General features: G+C 51.9%; 13 protein-coding genes and 2 pseudogenes. 7 read left to right on the forward strand and 8 right to left on the reverse strand.

Annotated elements, in window-relative coordinates:
* The first annotated feature begins 23 nt into the window (after window positions 1-23).
* The gene (locus METMI_RS0111735; RefSeq protein ID WP_198007914.1) at window positions 24-1,193 is read left to right on the forward strand and encodes an IS4 family transposase; all 1,170 of its coding nucleotides are present in this window, start codon (window positions 24-26) and stop codon (window positions 1,191-1,193) included.
* Window positions 1,194-1,205: 12 nt separating this feature from the next.
* Here the strand turns inward: METMI_RS0111735 and METMI_RS23820 are convergent, their stop codons facing one another.
* The 5 genes and pseudogenes from METMI_RS23820 to METMI_RS0111770 all read right to left on the reverse strand — a co-directional run.
* Window positions 1,206-2,150, reverse strand: a complete 945-nt coding sequence (locus METMI_RS23820) for an IS1595 family transposase (RefSeq protein ID WP_029151647.1) — start codon at window positions 2,148-2,150, stop codon at window positions 1,206-1,208.
* Window positions 2,151-2,256: 106 nt separating this feature from the next.
* Entirely contained in the window at window positions 2,257-3,234 is a 978-nt protein-coding gene (locus tag METMI_RS0111745; protein WP_019866492.1) for a FecR family protein, read from the reverse strand.
* A 64-nt stretch (window positions 3,235-3,298) separates the two neighbouring features.
* Entirely contained in the window at window positions 3,299-3,808 is a 510-nt protein-coding gene (locus METMI_RS0111750) for an RNA polymerase sigma factor (RefSeq protein WP_019866493.1), read from the reverse strand.
* 507 nt (window positions 3,809-4,315) lie between these two features.
* A complete protein-coding gene (locus tag METMI_RS0111765; protein ID WP_156829833.1) occupies window positions 4,316-4,744 on the reverse strand; it encodes a hypothetical protein in 429 nt (142 codons plus the stop codon).
* A 248-nt stretch (window positions 4,745-4,992) separates the two neighbouring features.
* Window positions 4,993-5,277: pseudogene (locus tag METMI_RS0111770) on the reverse strand (efflux RND transporter permease subunit); the annotation flags it as partial.
* Here METMI_RS0111770 and METMI_RS28405 point away from each other — a divergent pair.
* The 6 genes and pseudogenes from METMI_RS28405 to METMI_RS23830 form a co-directional block, all read left to right on the forward strand.
* A pseudogene (locus tag METMI_RS28405) lies at window positions 5,269-5,671 on the forward strand (transposase); the annotation flags it as partial. The pseudogenes METMI_RS0111770 and METMI_RS28405 sit on opposite strands and share 9 nt — an antisense overlap.
* A gap of 307 nt (window positions 5,672-5,978) precedes the next feature.
* Window positions 5,979-6,710, forward strand: a complete 732-nt coding sequence (locus METMI_RS23825) for an IS5 family transposase (protein ID WP_083930274.1) — start codon at window positions 5,979-5,981, stop codon at window positions 6,708-6,710.
* A 250-nt stretch (window positions 6,711-6,960) separates the two neighbouring features.
* Window positions 6,961-7,590 carry a lytic transglycosylase domain-containing protein gene (locus METMI_RS0111790; RefSeq protein ID WP_019866498.1) on the forward strand — a complete coding sequence of 210 codons (630 nt, stop codon included), beginning with the start codon at window positions 6,961-6,963 and terminating at the stop codon, window positions 7,588-7,590.
* Window positions 7,591-7,603: 13 nt separating this feature from the next.
* Window positions 7,604-7,918 carry a flagellar transcriptional regulator FlhD gene (locus METMI_RS0111795; protein WP_019866499.1) on the forward strand — a complete coding sequence of 105 codons (315 nt, stop codon included), beginning with the start codon at window positions 7,604-7,606 and terminating at the stop codon, window positions 7,916-7,918.
* On the forward strand, window positions 7,908-8,513 hold the full coding sequence (locus METMI_RS0111800; protein ID WP_019866500.1) for a FlhC family transcriptional regulator: 606 nt from the start codon (window positions 7,908-7,910) through the stop codon (window positions 8,511-8,513). Before METMI_RS0111795 ends, METMI_RS0111800 begins: the two co-directional genes overlap by 11 nt.
* Window positions 8,514-8,754: 241 nt before the next feature.
* The gene (locus tag METMI_RS23830) at window positions 8,755-9,171 is read left to right on the forward strand and encodes a hypothetical protein (RefSeq protein WP_019866501.1); all 417 of its coding nucleotides are present in this window, start codon (window positions 8,755-8,757) and stop codon (window positions 9,169-9,171) included.
* A gap of 3 nt (window positions 9,172-9,174) precedes the next feature.
* Here METMI_RS23830 and METMI_RS0111810 read toward each other — a convergent pair whose 3' ends face one another.
* The 3 genes from METMI_RS0111810 to METMI_RS0111820 all read right to left on the reverse strand — a co-directional run bounded on the left by METMI_RS0111810 (window position 9,175) and on the right by METMI_RS0111820 (window position 14,909).
* Complete coding sequence (locus METMI_RS0111810) at window positions 9,175-12,372, reverse strand: conjugal transfer protein TraG N-terminal domain-containing protein (protein ID WP_019866502.1); 3,198 nt, start codon at window positions 12,370-12,372, stop codon at window positions 9,175-9,177.
* A gap of 84 nt (window positions 12,373-12,456) precedes the next feature.
* Window positions 12,457-13,920, reverse strand: a complete 1,464-nt coding sequence (locus METMI_RS23835) for a conjugal transfer protein TraH (protein ID WP_019866503.1) — start codon at window positions 13,918-13,920, stop codon at window positions 12,457-12,459.
* Complete coding sequence (locus METMI_RS0111820; protein WP_019866504.1) at window positions 13,917-14,909, reverse strand: conjugal transfer protein TraF; 993 nt, start codon at window positions 14,907-14,909, stop codon at window positions 13,917-13,919. Before METMI_RS0111820 ends, METMI_RS23835 begins: the two co-directional genes overlap by 4 nt.
* Between the last annotated feature and the right edge of the window lie 30 nt (window positions 14,910-14,939).

The following is a 14,939-nucleotide window of genomic DNA, read 5'->3' on the forward strand; positions in this document are numbered from 1 at the left end:
ATGCTGTAAAATTCGGCGTAAAAATGACAGCAGAAACGGTATTTACCCGCATAACGGCTCCCTTGCAAACGTTGCTTAAAAAAGAGGCGGACCAACTTCATGGCGACAGCTTAATGTATAAGCTATCGCTGTATTTTTTCACGATGAACCTGGTTTACGCCATCATCAACAAAACCGCCTCCATTAGCCTTTTGGTCACCGACATCAAAACCTCGCCCGATGCCCGGAAGCTGGGGCTGGTTGATGCCTCTAAGTCGATGTACTCGGAAGCCTTTGGCCGGTATGACCCGAAACTGTTCCGGCGGATTTTTTTGGCCTTGCTTGAGCAGCTGGATTTTTTGGAAATCCCGGAAATCAAGTCGCTGGGGCGTTTTATCCTGGTGGACGGTTCGGTCTTCCCTGCGCTCAGGACGATGACCTGGGCCTCGTATCAATCAACAAGCAACGCGCTTAAAATGCACCTTGCCTTTGAACTGAACCGGATGGTTCCCGTGCAGTTTATCAGCACCGACGCCAACAGTAATGAAAAAGCGGCGCTGCTGGCTTTGCTTGAAGCCGGGGTCACCTACATTGCCGACAGGGGCTATGTCTCTTTTGATGTGTTCAGGAAAATTGTCAGTTTGCAGGCCTTTTTCATCATCCGTGTCAAAGCCAACCTAAAAGTGTCGGTTTCAAAAAACCTGGACGTGGTTGTCCCGGCACATTGGCTCGCCTTTTTTTCGGACGTGTCGGATTCGCTCATCTGCTTTTCAAATGACAAGCACCAGGCCACTTACCGCCTCGTCAGCTTTGTGATTGACGATGAGACTTATCGTATTGCCACCAACCGCCTGGATTTGACGACTGGCGAAATCATCATGCTTTATGCGTACCGGTGGCGGCAGATCGAATTGTTTTTTCGCTGCATCAATCGGACGTTCAATGCCTTGCATCTGTGGTCGCAGAGCGGGCGCGGCGTGGAAATCCAGTTTTACCTTTATCTTATCGTTTACTTGCTGCTGATCCATTTCAAACAAGGCCTGAAGCAAGAGCAAAAGGCCATTGAGCCTGCCAATAAAGCCGTACGCCAAGGCCAGGAAAAATACCCGTCGCGGACACCGGGGTGTGGAATTGTGACGCTTTTGGGTGAAAAACTCTCACAACTTTGGAAAATGAGCATCCACTGGATAAGAGGTACCTGGGTATCCCCTTGACTGGAGTAAACACTATATGTTGTGGTGAGTTGGTTTTCGTCCACGGACATTTTTCTTGATAGTTTCGTAAGTCACGGCATCGGTCAACACTGCTTGTTGGAGTAATCGATAAAAAAGTTTTCCGCGGTGCCGTGAAGTTCGTCGATTGAATCGAAATGTATATTCATCGAGATAATACTCAAGATGCTCATGAGCAACCGCCCCCTGCAAAGTACCACCTAGCCATCGTTTCATCAGGCTGGCAACCAGATTACAAGCAGGCAACAGATTGTCCCCAACCTCAGCATCAGTTCGAACCACTTCGTGAATGTACCCACGATTGCCAATTTGGTTATAGCCAGCCCATCCATCCGTTCGAATCACGCTCCCTGGTTCAACCGTATCCTGAATGGCTTTTTCTAAAGATTCTGCCGAAGCATCTTCTATTCGTTTCAGTCGTATGCGCCCCAATTTTTTTCCGTCAAGTTGCACAACCATAAGAATCAATACCTTACCACTGGCGCCACGTCCGCGTTTTCCGTCGTGTTTTACACCACCCACAAAGGTTTCGTCGATCTCAACGTTCCCAGATAAACGATCACGGCCTTGCCTAACCATGGCGCGACGCAATTTGTGAAGCCATGTCCACGCAGTTTCATAGCTACCAATACCAAGCATACGTTGCAGTCCTTTGGCGCTCGCACCATATTTCTGCCCTGTGACCCACCAGATTACCCGAAACCAAACCATCAACGGCTTCTTTGTCCGTTCAAAAATTGTTCCTGCCGTCACTGATGCTTTGTAATCGCACGATCTACACCAATGAAGCCCGTGATCAATTAACCAAGCTTTTCGATGACCGCAACGCGGACAAACAAAACCATCAGGCCATCTCAACTCACACAAATAATGCCAGCACGCTTCTTCGGTGGAGAAGCGTTCCTCAAATTCAGCCAACGTCTTCGGGTAGTCGTCCATGGATGACAACACTACCGATAGTAGTCACTCCAGTCAAGGGGATACCCAGGAAGAGGTATTCAAAATCTTTTGCTTGAGCCTTTAACCCCTGATGTTGCGGCGGTTATTAATGCCACTCAGTAATCATGCCGAACGGTATTGCATCCCCCCCTAACCTTTCTACCTTAACCCCCATAGTCCTCTCCAAAGCCTCCAGCCAAGCGTCGATATGCTGAATATCAACGGCTATATTCACTTCTTTCTCGCCTAACTTATCGTCCAGCAAGCGGATTTGTCCGCGCCGATAGCGATTGATTTCGGCGATGGCTTGTTTTAGCGGTACGAAATTCATCAGCAAACGCCCGTGCCGCCAGGCTTCGGCGCTATCTACGTCGGCAGTTTGCACGGTTCCTAAATCATCGGCATGAAAAGCGATTTGTTGGCCTGCGCTTAAGGTTGCCGTGGTGTTGGGCGCGGCGGTGCGGATTTTGCCTTGCAGCAAGGTGATGTTGCCGCCGTTGCCGTCGTAACGGACGATGAAGCGCGTGCCTAAGGCTTCGGTGGTGGTGTGTCCGGCGCAGACGCGGAACGGGCGGGTGCGGTCGTGGGCGACTTCAAATTCCGCTTCGCCGCCTAACAGTTCGATGCGCCGCTCCTTGTCGCTTAGGCTGACGTTAACAGCAGTGTCGGTGTTGAGATGAATAACGCTGCCGTCCGCCAGTTGGATGGATGTCTGCTCGCCGATATGGGTGCGGTAATCGGCGAGCGGGTGGTGGAGATAATCAGGGAATAGCCCTGCCAGCACCAGCAATACCAACGACGCGGCAACGGCAAGCCCCAGCGTCCTGCTGCGGGTTTGACGGCGACGTTGTTGCGTGGCGGCAAAGGCTAACCTGCGTTGGCGGTCGGCTTGCAAAGGGCTAGACAATTGTTGCCAAAGCTGGACGGCTTCTTGATAAGCCTGTTCATGCGCCGCGCTTTGTTGCCGCCAGTGGTCAAATTCGGCGCGGGTAGCGTCGGACACGTCGCCGGAAGACAAGCGCACTTGCCATGTAACGGCGGCTTGGCTGAGGCGTTCGCGGAATTGTTGGGGTGTTTCGGTCATTGGCGGCGTGGCGTGTGAGAAAGACTTATCACTATAACGAATCGGCGTGGCAGTCGCCAGACTGTCAATGTTTATCAAGTGATAGCCGGCAATGGTTTAAGGCGCGGGCGAGTTGTTTTTCCACCCAACTGGTGGAAATGCCCAGTTGCGCAGCAATATCGGCATGGCTTAAGCCTTCGATGCGGCTTAAGTACAAAATATCCGCGCACGCATCGGGCAATTCCGCCAAAGCGGCTTGGATTTGGAAAAGTTGGTCTTGGGCTTGGGTGATGCGCTCCGGTTCGGCGCGGTGGTCGGCTTCGGTTTTATCATCGCCGTATTGGGCAAGCAATTCGCCATGACGTTTTTGGCTGCGCAGATAATCAATCGACAGGTTCGAGGCGACGGTGAACAACCACGCACGGATTTCCGGCTCGCTACGGGGTGGCGGCGTCAACAAGCACAAGCGCAAATACAAATCTTGCAACAAATCCGCCGTGGTGTCTTGGCAACGGATACGCTGGCTAACAAAGCGCTGGATTTGCGGGCGGGTGTCTAAAAAAATCAGGTAAATATCGTCTTCGGTAAACGTCATCTGCGGAGAGGGACAAGCGGGTAGCCATGTTGTGGCTATCTACAGGGCATGGATTGTGCCAATCTAAGCAGGAGTAGGGCAATGCGCGGCTAAACTGGGTTTTGCTGAGGATGTCTAAAGTTTTGTGTAGGAAGCGAAGAAAAAACTGTGGGAAATGCCATTGCGGGATGCGGCATTTCACCTATTTGTGGCTATAAAACCACACAGCAAGATCAACCAAGCCTAACTCTTGTCCGCTATGCAAGGCGAAATCAGTCACCATTATTTAGCCAGTTTCACGCAATGATTATTTTAATGTTGCTTAATCAACAGGATGGGTATGGCAAAGCGGAGTAATCTGATTAGAAAATTAAGTTGTAAATGCGGCTGTTGCCTTATGGTTTATGGCAAATGACTGATAAATGTTGGTATGGCAAAAACGAGGAAGCGGCTAATGGTTAAAAAATAAGAAGAAAGCCTGATAGCCTGAGCGGCTATCAGGTGAGAGGAAGGAATATATTCTAGCTGTTAAACATCACAACGTTGGGTTGTGCCGCAGCAATCCGCCATATTGCCCGCATGTTTGGCACAATGTTCGGTGCTGCAGTCATGTGCTAAAGCGCCTGTGTGGGTAGCACAGCTTAAGCTGCTGCAATTTTTGGCAGCGACGGCTAAATGCTTATCACAATGCTTACTGTCGCAAGTATGGGCTTTAGCGGCTTTGTCCGTTTCACAATGTTTGGCACAGGCTGCATCTTTTGCACCTGGGTGTTCAGCACAATGCTTAGCACAATCGTGGGTGGCATCGGTTTTGTGAATATCACAATGTTGGGGTTTTAAGTCGGCAGCCATTACGCCGCTTGAAATCAGCGATAAAGACAAGGTAAACGTCATCAAAATTTTTTTAATGCTCATAACAGTCATCTCCGAAAGTAAATTGAGATAAAAGTCTAACAAGAAATTGAAAATGATCTTAATTAAACTATGTTATATAACATGGTTTAATTAAGATTTATTTTGAAATAAGTTGTAGAGAATATGAAGGGAAAATTTAAGTATATATACGCCAGAGCATTTACTATTTTCCCGGTAAAGTGATAAAAATCATCACATAAACATTTTTTCTGAAGGTATCTGGCAACGAGTGCCAGTCAAAAATCCATAAAGTAGACATTGTTAGTGGTATTTTTTACTGAATTGATGACTTATTTTTCTCCCATCATCGCATAACAAACGGGCGTCAACACCAAGCTCGCCGCCATACCAAACAATAAGCCAGCAGACAGTGACAAAGTCATCGGAATTAGAAATTGCGCTTGCGGGCTGGTTTCCAGCAAAGTCGGCAGGAAGCCTGCGAAGTTAGTTAAGAACGCCAATAAAATCGGCCGAAAGCGCGAGGTGCAGGCCTCTATGATGAGTTCCGTTATCGGTTTGTCCGAGCCTTCGTGTTCGCGGATACTGTCCAGCAATACCAAGCTATCGTGCACAGCGTCACCGTGACCCCGGCCAACACCGCCGACATCACCGAACTGCCCAACCTGCTGCGCGGGGACGACGAAGTGGTGTTCGGCGACGCTGGCTACACCAGCGACGAATACAAGCGCGGTGCCCGCCAACTAGGGATCCGCTGGTGTGTCAATGACTACCCACAAGGGGCACTAGAAACGCAAACCGAACAAGAATCTGTCATCGAAACAGAAAAAGCGCAACCGCAAGCAATCCTTGGTGTGGGCGCGGGTTGAACATATTTTCCGCATCATCAAATGCCAGTTCGGCTTCCGCAAGAACCGCTACCGGGGTTTGGCGAAGAACGCCTCGCAGGTCAGCCTGCTGGTCGGCCTCGCCAACTTATACCTGCTGCGCAGGCCCTTGATGGCCGTTTAGGGGTAAATCCGCCCAAAGTGGGTGGAAAACCAGACAAACCGCCTGAAATAGCACGTCAAATGGAGTGTTGATTTTAAAAAAGTGAAAATTATCGGCCAATCTGGGGATCGCCGATTTGTTCAGTGATTCCTTAGGGATAAAAACCGCGTTGAAAACTTACCACCTTCAATTGCGATTATTACCCTTTTGAAAATAACTTACCTTAACCAAACCCTAAGAAGCTGTCTTGTAAAACGATTTCGATTAAAATCAAGCTTTTTGTTTAAAACTGAAAAATGGCATACGACAGCGACTTAAGTGATAGGGAATGGGAGTTCATAAAAAAGACTTTGAAGCCCCCAGTAAGCGGGGAAATGGGCATAAACACAGCAAGAAATTGATTGTGGACGCCATTTTGTATGTTTTAAAAGGGGGAATTCAATGGCGATTGTTGCCGAAAGATTTCCCACCCTGGAAAACAGTGTATGATCATTTCAGCAAATGGAATAAATGGGGTGTCTGGGAAAAATGCTTGGATCGGCTGACGGTTTACCATCGCCAAAAAGCAGGGCGAAGCGCCCAACCTAGCTACGGCATCATTGATGCACAAAGTTTGAAAACCCAGTATGCCAGCGAAGAAAGGGGCATTGATGGCGGCAAAAAAGTCAAAGGTCATAAGCGGCACATCGTGGTGGATATTCTCGGCAACCTGCTCCACGTCAGCGTCCATGCCGCCAACCTGAGCGACACCAAAAGTGCGTGTGATGTTTTGGAGGCGGCCGCCGGTAAGTATCCGTCCATCAAGGCTTTTTCTGGGGACGCTGGCTATCGAGGCAGTGCCGTTGAGTACACCGACAAAAAACTCGGCATGACCTTGCATATTTCAGAAAAGATCGAAGGGAAATGGGCTGTTTTGCCCAAACGCTGGGTCGTCGAGCGGACTTTTTCCTGGCTTGGCGGCTTTCGCCGCTTATCAAAGGATTTCGAAATACTTCCCGCAACGGCTGAAAACATGATCCGAATTGCCATGTTAAAAATAACCCCTGCAAAATGCGTTTAATGTTTTACCAGACAGCTTCTAAAACTGCCTTTCTTCCAAGTCAATATTAACGCTGGTATCTAGGATTTTTTTAACGCCGATTCAAGGTGTACTTCAAAAAAAGCACTAAACGGTCGTTTTTCGGGCATACAAAAATAGCGGCTATTGATTAGACTCGCATCATTGCCAATGATGCGGGGTTGCCATGCTGATCAGAATCTTACCAAATCGCTATCAACCATCAAACCAATATCTAGCCGGAGATGGGGGAATGCATTGTCTGCGGCAGACCACTAAAGCCGTTGTTTCTGCGCTGCTCTGTTTGGAGCTCAGCATTTCCAGCACGTCATGCTTGGCGCTGGAGAAACAGGCTGCACCCAAAAAATGGCCTGTGGTGGTTCGCCAAACGAAAATCAACGGGTTCAACAGCCGCTTGCAAAATACAGTGTGGTGGCAAATCGCCAACCGCCATCAACTGGATCCCTACGTGTTATACGCGGTTGCCCTGGTTGAATCCGCCAAACGCAATGATCCAAACCATATCACCCCATGGCCATGGGCGATCAATAAATCCGGTAAGGCCATCATTCCCGCTTCGCAACAGGAAGCCCGCAGCATTTTAACTAAGGCCCTTGCCGAGGGCAGCCGGAATATTGACGTCGGGCTGATGCAAATCAATTTCCGCTGGCATGGTCACCGGGTCGACAAACCGGAACATCTGCTTAACCCCGTTACTAATCTACAAATCGGTGCCTTGCTGTTGTCAGAAGCCATTCAGTCGGCACCCAATAATCTGGTATTAGGGATAGGCCACTATCACAGTTGGCAAAATGTTTCTGCCGCCGTCGCTTATGGCCGGAAGGTACTGGCCGTTGCCGACCAAATTCGGGCTGTGCTCTGATCGGGGTGCCCTGATGGATGACAATATCTACCACCTGAATCTCGACTATCTGATCCTCGCGCATGAGCTGATCCAATCTGGGCGGCAACAACAGGCGATGGTGAGCCTCGGCTTAACGCCGGAGGCTGTCAGCATTTTGGCTGAAATGCCGGTTGGCCAACTTAAAGCCCTGGCACGCAGTGATGTGCTCAGTTTTGCGCCCCGGTTCCCGGTCAGTGCCTGGCGGACATTCTTACACAATGAAGCCGTGGTTGGCGGCGCGATTGAACAACGCACCCGCCAGTTGAGGCTGGTTCTGGGCAAATCAGGGGTCAAGTATGATAGCTGAAGGCGTGTCCTATGAAGAGCGGTTGCGAAATTACCAGTTGGCGACCGAGTTGCTCAAACGCAAACTCAGAACCTCGTATGTCAGCCAACTGATCAAAAGCATCAGCCTGTCCGAAATTCGTGATATGCACCGGGCTATCCACCAAGGCGAAAGCCCTAGCTCAGGGTTGCTGCCTGCCATCGAAGCGATTCCTCAAGTGCGGGAGTCCATGCTTTACATGTCATTATTTGCCTCCCTGTACCGCCATGCCAGCCAAGCCGACATCAAAACCGAAATGGATGTGCCTGCCATTATTGTTGCCTGGGATTTTTTTTGCGGCACTTTTCCTAACCACATCCGTGAACGCCGGCCTTACGGAAAAGTGCGTCCCGCCAATTTCAGCGAAGCCTGGGTTGTTGCACAAGCGCTTAAAATTGGCTTGGCTGATCTGCATTATTGCAGGGGCTGCCACGGCGACACGCTGATCATTTACCACAGCAAGTTTCCGCCAAGCTGCCAGATATGTGTGCTGGACAGCCTACATAAAAAACACAGTGTCCATAACTGTGATCTAACTCAAAAACTTAGGTTACAGGGGCTTGGCAACTGCATTTGATCGACGTACTATTGGCATTATTGAGTTCGATTGGAGATCACTAATGGCCTCAACCTCATCCCCTTCAAGCCGCCACGCCCCATCCAGCCGCCCTCGGCGGCTTACACCGATAGCATCCCGCTTTGCCGGCCGACATAGCACTGTCAATTGCCAAGCCTGCAACCGGTCTATGGTGCCTCGGGTGGTCACTTATTATGGCCAACCTCTACGATCTGTTTGTCCTTTTTGTGGCGCTACCTTCATGAAGTTCAGCAGTGGTTTACAGCGATTACTGCGGCATTTTCAAACCCGTAGTTTGTCGTTTTCAGCTTTTAAATGGCTGACACTGGCTGCACTATGTTTTGGTTTACTTGGGGCTGTCAGTGACTGGGTCAAGCTGCCAGTAAACATTAGTTTATACGCGGCATTTGGAACCATCGGTTTTGGGCTGATGGCATTGGCTGAATTGTTTGTGCAATGCGTGGAACGCATGGCTGCAAAACAGTGCCATGAGAGTAATTATTATTGGGCTGGATTCACCGCAATAGCAATAATATCTGCCAACCAAAACCATGATCTGGTCAATTACCTGTTGCTATTTTCCTTAGCTCTTCTGGTACGAGGGTTAATTGTAGGCAGTGTGCGGGCACTCAGTGGAAGCAAGTCGTATCGGGCTTAATGATTAATTTTTAATCAGCCCGCGAGCCCGATTGAAATTACCAACCTGTTCTATCAGATCGTTCCTATTTTGCCCAGCCGCGCTACGCAACAACTTAGCGATGTTGTTGCCATCCGTTTCACCTTCTTCAGCGAACAATTGTTGTTTAGCATCACCCATACCACCATTCATATCACCACCGATAGCAAATCCAGCAAATGCTTCAAACATAGCCGCACGGTAGTAGGCTTGCTGGCTAGGCGTTAGTTTATTGGCCACTTCACCCACGCGCAGATCCGCCCAAGCTTTTGTTGCCTCGGTGAAACCTGGATAAGACTGAGATGCTGCAAATTTAAGTGCCTCCCAAAAATCTTCTCCTTTTGTGCGGGCTTCTTGAAAACTACCGGTAAATTGTTTAACAACTTCGCTTCCAGCCGCACCAGCCGCCTCAATATCCTTAGCCGTATTATAAATACTGCCTCCCAGAGTATTGTAAGACCATTCAGCCGCAGAAGGGGTGCTGTTGGCGGCGGATGCAATCGCCGACCTAAAATGTTCGGCCTTGATTTGCCCCATCTCGGCAAAGCCTTCTTGTGATTCTTGGGCTAAATTGCTCAAGTTCTGCTCATGATGTGCGGCAATGGTTCTTTCACCCGCCGCTATTTGGCCATGCGTTGAACTGATTTTGCCCTGCGCCCTCTGGGTGGCTGATTCTGTTTCATGACGCGGATCAGCAAGCCTTGCCTGTTCGACCATCGACCGGACAGTGCCGATTTCCGGCGACTGGGTTTTAAGCCCCTCGTTGTTACCCGGGTTCCAGTTGGCATCCGCTTTGGGGGCATCAAACGCATCGCCCAATAACTGGTAACCCGCCATTTCCGCACTCCGTGACTGTTGGCTATCCAGGGACCGATAGCTGGGTGAGGAAAACCCCGTCAACAAGGACATGCCCGCCGCCGCATAGGCCAGCTGGCCATCCGCTATCCAACCCGCCGCTTTCCACTGAGAAGCCAGACGTTGGGCATCGCCGCGAAGCCCATACTGATCCAGCGTGTGATCCAGCCGTTCCATCAATTGGCTGTCACCCGCCAGTTTCATACCCGTTTCTGCGGCACCAAAGCTGGCTTGGGCACCGAAACGTTGCTGTGCCGAGACGGTTTGCTGGTAGCTTTCCGACGCCGAGATGGCATCAGTGGCGCTGTGTTGTAACGAAGACAGGGATTGGTGTTGTAAACCCATCGAAGCCACGTTACGGGTGCCGGATTGGGCATCCATCGCCAGGCTCTTTGCCAACCCCGCCTGATAGCCCTGGCTGTCATTAACAGTTTGGGTAATGTCCGTGGCTATCGAATCGGCCTTATCCTGCCCGACTTTAAAATCATTTTGTAACCGCCCTGAAATCGCCGCACCCAAACGGTCATCCGCGAACTTGGCGCCGGCATTGGCGCTGCCGGCCACCAAGGCCGAAAAATGATCGGCAGAAATGCCGGTGTCGCTATGCTTCTTGGCAAAGGCTTCACCGAACTGCCGGTTATAAGCATCGGTATGGCTGCTACTGCTGGCGATCTGCTGGCCCAACGACCGGCTGTCAAAGGCATCGCTGGTGATGCTGCTGGATTTGGCGGCGCTTGACGACACGTTGTCCATGAAACTGCGGGTCGCTTGTTCGGAGGCGCTATAGGCGGAAGCGACCGCTGCACTCATATCCCGCCCCGCTGAAAAGGTGGGCAGGACTTTGTCGCTGCCGGTTTGGGTGACGCCCGACAACGGGCTGTACTGATGCTGGGCTTGGGCGTTCAAGACCGGCGCCGGACTGGTCACATCGGGTGTGGCGATTCTCTCGTTGACGTAATCACTGCCGTCCATCCGTCCCAGAAAATGCGTGGCGGTGACCGCACCCCGGTAAGTCAGCATCAAGGTGATGGCCGGTGTCGACGCGGCCAACATGCCGCCCATTGACAGCCATTGCTGCAATTCCATATCCAACTGGTAAATGCCCATCATCGACGGCAGGTTGTAGTTGGCGGAAGCCAACGCAGCCATTTTGCCGGCGGCGGACATGTTGATGAACAAGTTGATCACCGCCAGAATCGGCATCCACAGCTGTATCCATAACAGCATGGAGAAGTAACCGATGTTCATGCGTAAGCCGACACTACCGAACAGCACCACAAACGCCATGATAGGGGCAATCGCATAACTCAAGCCTTCGATAAACGCCATCATCGGCCGGACAATCTTGGCGAACAAGGTCTGTTCCGCCGCCCATTGGGTATTGCGTTGCTGGATGGCCTGTTCGACCATCGCCGCTTTGCTCCAGTGCATGGCATCCTCATGACGGCCAACCACACCTTTTTCAAACATCGGCAGGATGGCCGACATCAACATGTAATCGGCGGCGTTAATCACACCCGGCCCCGCCAGGGCGTCAAACGCCTCCTGGATTTTCGGGATGGTGTCGGCGGCGGCCTGTACTCCCAAGGTCTGCTGTAACAGGTTTTCCAGGGCGGCACTGAAATCGCCATTCGCCACGACGCCCAAGCTTGTCCAGGCATTGGTACACGTTTGGGTTTGCGGCTGCCCACCGACAAAGATTTCGGTCATGTAAATGTCGGAATCAAAGCGGATCGCATTGAGGGGGTTGGTATCGCGCAGGATGGCGTCGACCGATTTCAGGTTCAGATCCACGCCGGTCAAGGTACATTCCTTGACGTAATTGGCAAAGGAGGTTTCCATATCGCTGCCGGCCTTGGGCGTATTGGCCGCCCCTAAGCTGACGCGGGACAACAGGTTCTTACGCACCGCCGTCAAGGTTTGTAGGCTATCGGCAAAGCCGTGGCCGGTCATCGACGGCATCGCAAACGCCTGTTCAAACAAGCGGGTGGTGCGGTAACCCATATTGGACATGACGCTGCCTACAACTGCTGGGCCTAAAGGGACATGGTCGACCGCCACCACGCTGCCGGTATAGGCGTCTTCAATAAAGACCTTGACCAATGGCGCATACAGCATCAGCCACAACACATAAGCCAAAAACAAATCCTGATAACGGATGCCCCGGCCATCCCATTGCATCAACGCCCGCAACATGATGATCATCACGCCAATCAAACCACCCACGCCCGCCGCCATCCGGTAATCCCCGGTACCGGAAACCATCGCGACCGCATTGAGCACCGCTTGCAAATAGGCCGAGTCACCGACGGAGAAGATTTCGAACATGGGACTCCTAAGGTAAACAGGTTACAACCGTTAAACAGTGGCCTTCAACAGCAACAATAATAACCACCCCTTGAAAACGCATCATTAGGGGCTTGGCCAAGCCGGTGCTGAAGCGGGTAACTGGGCAACCGTGCCGTATTGATGCGGTTTGACGGTATTCATCAGCTGCTGATAAAACGCCATCAAGGTTTGCGGATTGCCATAACGGCCAGCGATGGTGACGTACTCGTCCTGAATCTGTTCACGGGCGCCTTTCAGGGCTTCCATCAGCAACTTGGCATAGGCGTGGTCGTTCATCTGCGCGGCGGCCTGCACCGCACCGAGCAAATCGTTGACGATCAATTGCGCCAATTCCAAGGCAATCACCGGGGCGGCTTCTTCCGCCCAGAGCTTGGCGATACCGGCATCCTCACGGGCCAGGTTATGGATCATGCCGCCGATGGCGTCCGGTACGGTTTGCATGAAGGCCTGTTCGGTGGCGGTGATTTGGCCTTGGTTGGTCGAGAACTTCACGATCAGGCCATCACCGTTTTTGGCCGAACCGAGCAGGATGTCCATCACCCGTTGCTTAAGGCCGACCAGCTTGATCGCTTTCACCACCGGTTTGAGGCATTGGTCAGCCTCATGGCCATCCGAGCACTCATACACATTGACGGTCTGATAAGAGTTACCGGCATCGTTGCCGTATAGCAAATCCTTGATGCGCAGGATCGGCGGTGGCGCACTGATGGGATTGTTTTCGCCTTTGCCGTCAGGGGCGGCTTGCGGCGCATCGACGATGACTGTGCCGGAAACACTCATCGCCGCTTCGAGCAGGCCATTGCCACCAAAGCGGAACCACGCCCCCGCGTTTTGCTTCACCAACGCCCGCCAGACCAGGTTGCCCTGGATTTTTTGGGTCATGTCAGTCGGCGCATTCTGTTTGACTTGCTGTACCGGATCGCCCAAGGTACTGGTGTTCGTCCAACTGGAAAACACATCGCTGATGCCCTGGGTAAATGAGGCATTTGACAGGTTGGCTTTGCTCTGCAGGTCAAAAGCCTTGACAGTGTCGTTGACCAGTCCTTGCGATAACCGGCAGGAATTGCTGAACAGCTGGTTCATCTCCTGGATCTTCTTTTGCAGGTCGGTCATCACCGACGCACACCAGGGGCACATCGCCCCAATGGCCAGTTGAAAGGCATAACCCGAGGCATTCCCGGCGACATTGCGCAGCAATTGCACGAACTGGTTGAAGTTGATAAAACTGAAGCTGCCCGCGAACAGATCAATGCCGCCACAGCCGGCGCTAAACGACGGTGGCACAAATGACACCAGGTTGGTGTTAGAAATGCCGTTGCGTTCCACCAGACTGCCGCCCGTGATCATGCCCCGGCGTTGCCCCAGATGCGCGGTTGGCGCGGTGAAGTTGGTCATGGTGCCAAACATGCCATCCATTTCCTGTTGTAAATCGGCATAGGCGGGTGACAGGCTTGCTGCCAGTAGCAGGACAATCATGGCCGTGTTTACCACCGCCATAGCGAAGAGCCTGAATGAGCGTTGGTTCATGGCATCCCTCCGACTTGGGCACTGTGTTGTAAGGCTTGGATCAATGCCAGAGGGTCTTGTGCCGTTGCTGAATTAATACTGCCAGTGGCTGGCAACAACATCGGCGTGGAGCGGATGCCTTGGGTAGTCTGATACTGTGAGGCATCCAGCCAGCCCGATTCCTTGGCGGCGAGCAAAATCCGACTGGTCAGCTCTTCCAGCGACAGCACGCCTTGTGACAAAGGCACGATTTGCTTCGGTGGTTTCATCAGGAACAGCGCTGGGGTCTGCTCAACCCCTAACAAAGCCGCTTGGCCTTGGTCGGTCTTGAAACTGCTAAACAGCCCGTTCGGCATCGGTAGGCCATCCAACGACACCGGATAGATATTAAATCCGTAAGCGTTTGCCAACATGTCCAGGATCGGTGCCTGGACATGGCAATAGCGGCAATCGGAGCGGAAGAAAAACAAAATCCCCGCAAGCCCGGCAATGTCTTTCAAGGCCTTATCCGCCATCATACTGGCCTGACGGTTGGCTTCATTGACCGCATAGGTCGCCACCGGACGGCGGACAGTTTCATCCAACCGCGGGTCGGACATCACCACATAACGGGCGGCGTGGGTGAAGCGTTCGGCCTTGTCCATCATCGCCCGTTGCAGGTAATAAAACGCCGCGACGTTTTCATGGGTAGGCTCGTCAATGGCCTTGTTGAGATAGATTTCCAAGTTTTTGCGCAGCCAGGCGGAGCTCAGCGGTGCGGGTTCGGCAGGCACCACCGTGGGCGGCTTTGGCTGAGCTTTGACGCTATCAGCGGGTGGCACCGACTTGGGTTTCGGTGCTTCCGATGGCTTTTTCACCACCGGTTCCGGTTGGACTTCGTACCAGAACCAGCCCCGCTGCTTGTCCGTGAAATACGAAACAGCTGGCGCATCAGTATCCGCACTCCAAGCAACAACAGCCTGGAGCCACAGGGTCAACAAGACAGCGAAGAAGGCGCAGTATCGGTTCATAGCGGCATTCTGTCCCAAGGCAAGCCTAGC

The organism is Methylovulum miyakonense HT12 (assembly GCF_000384075.1).
GTDB lineage: Bacteria > Pseudomonadota > Gammaproteobacteria > Methylococcales > Methylomonadaceae > Methylovulum > Methylovulum miyakonense.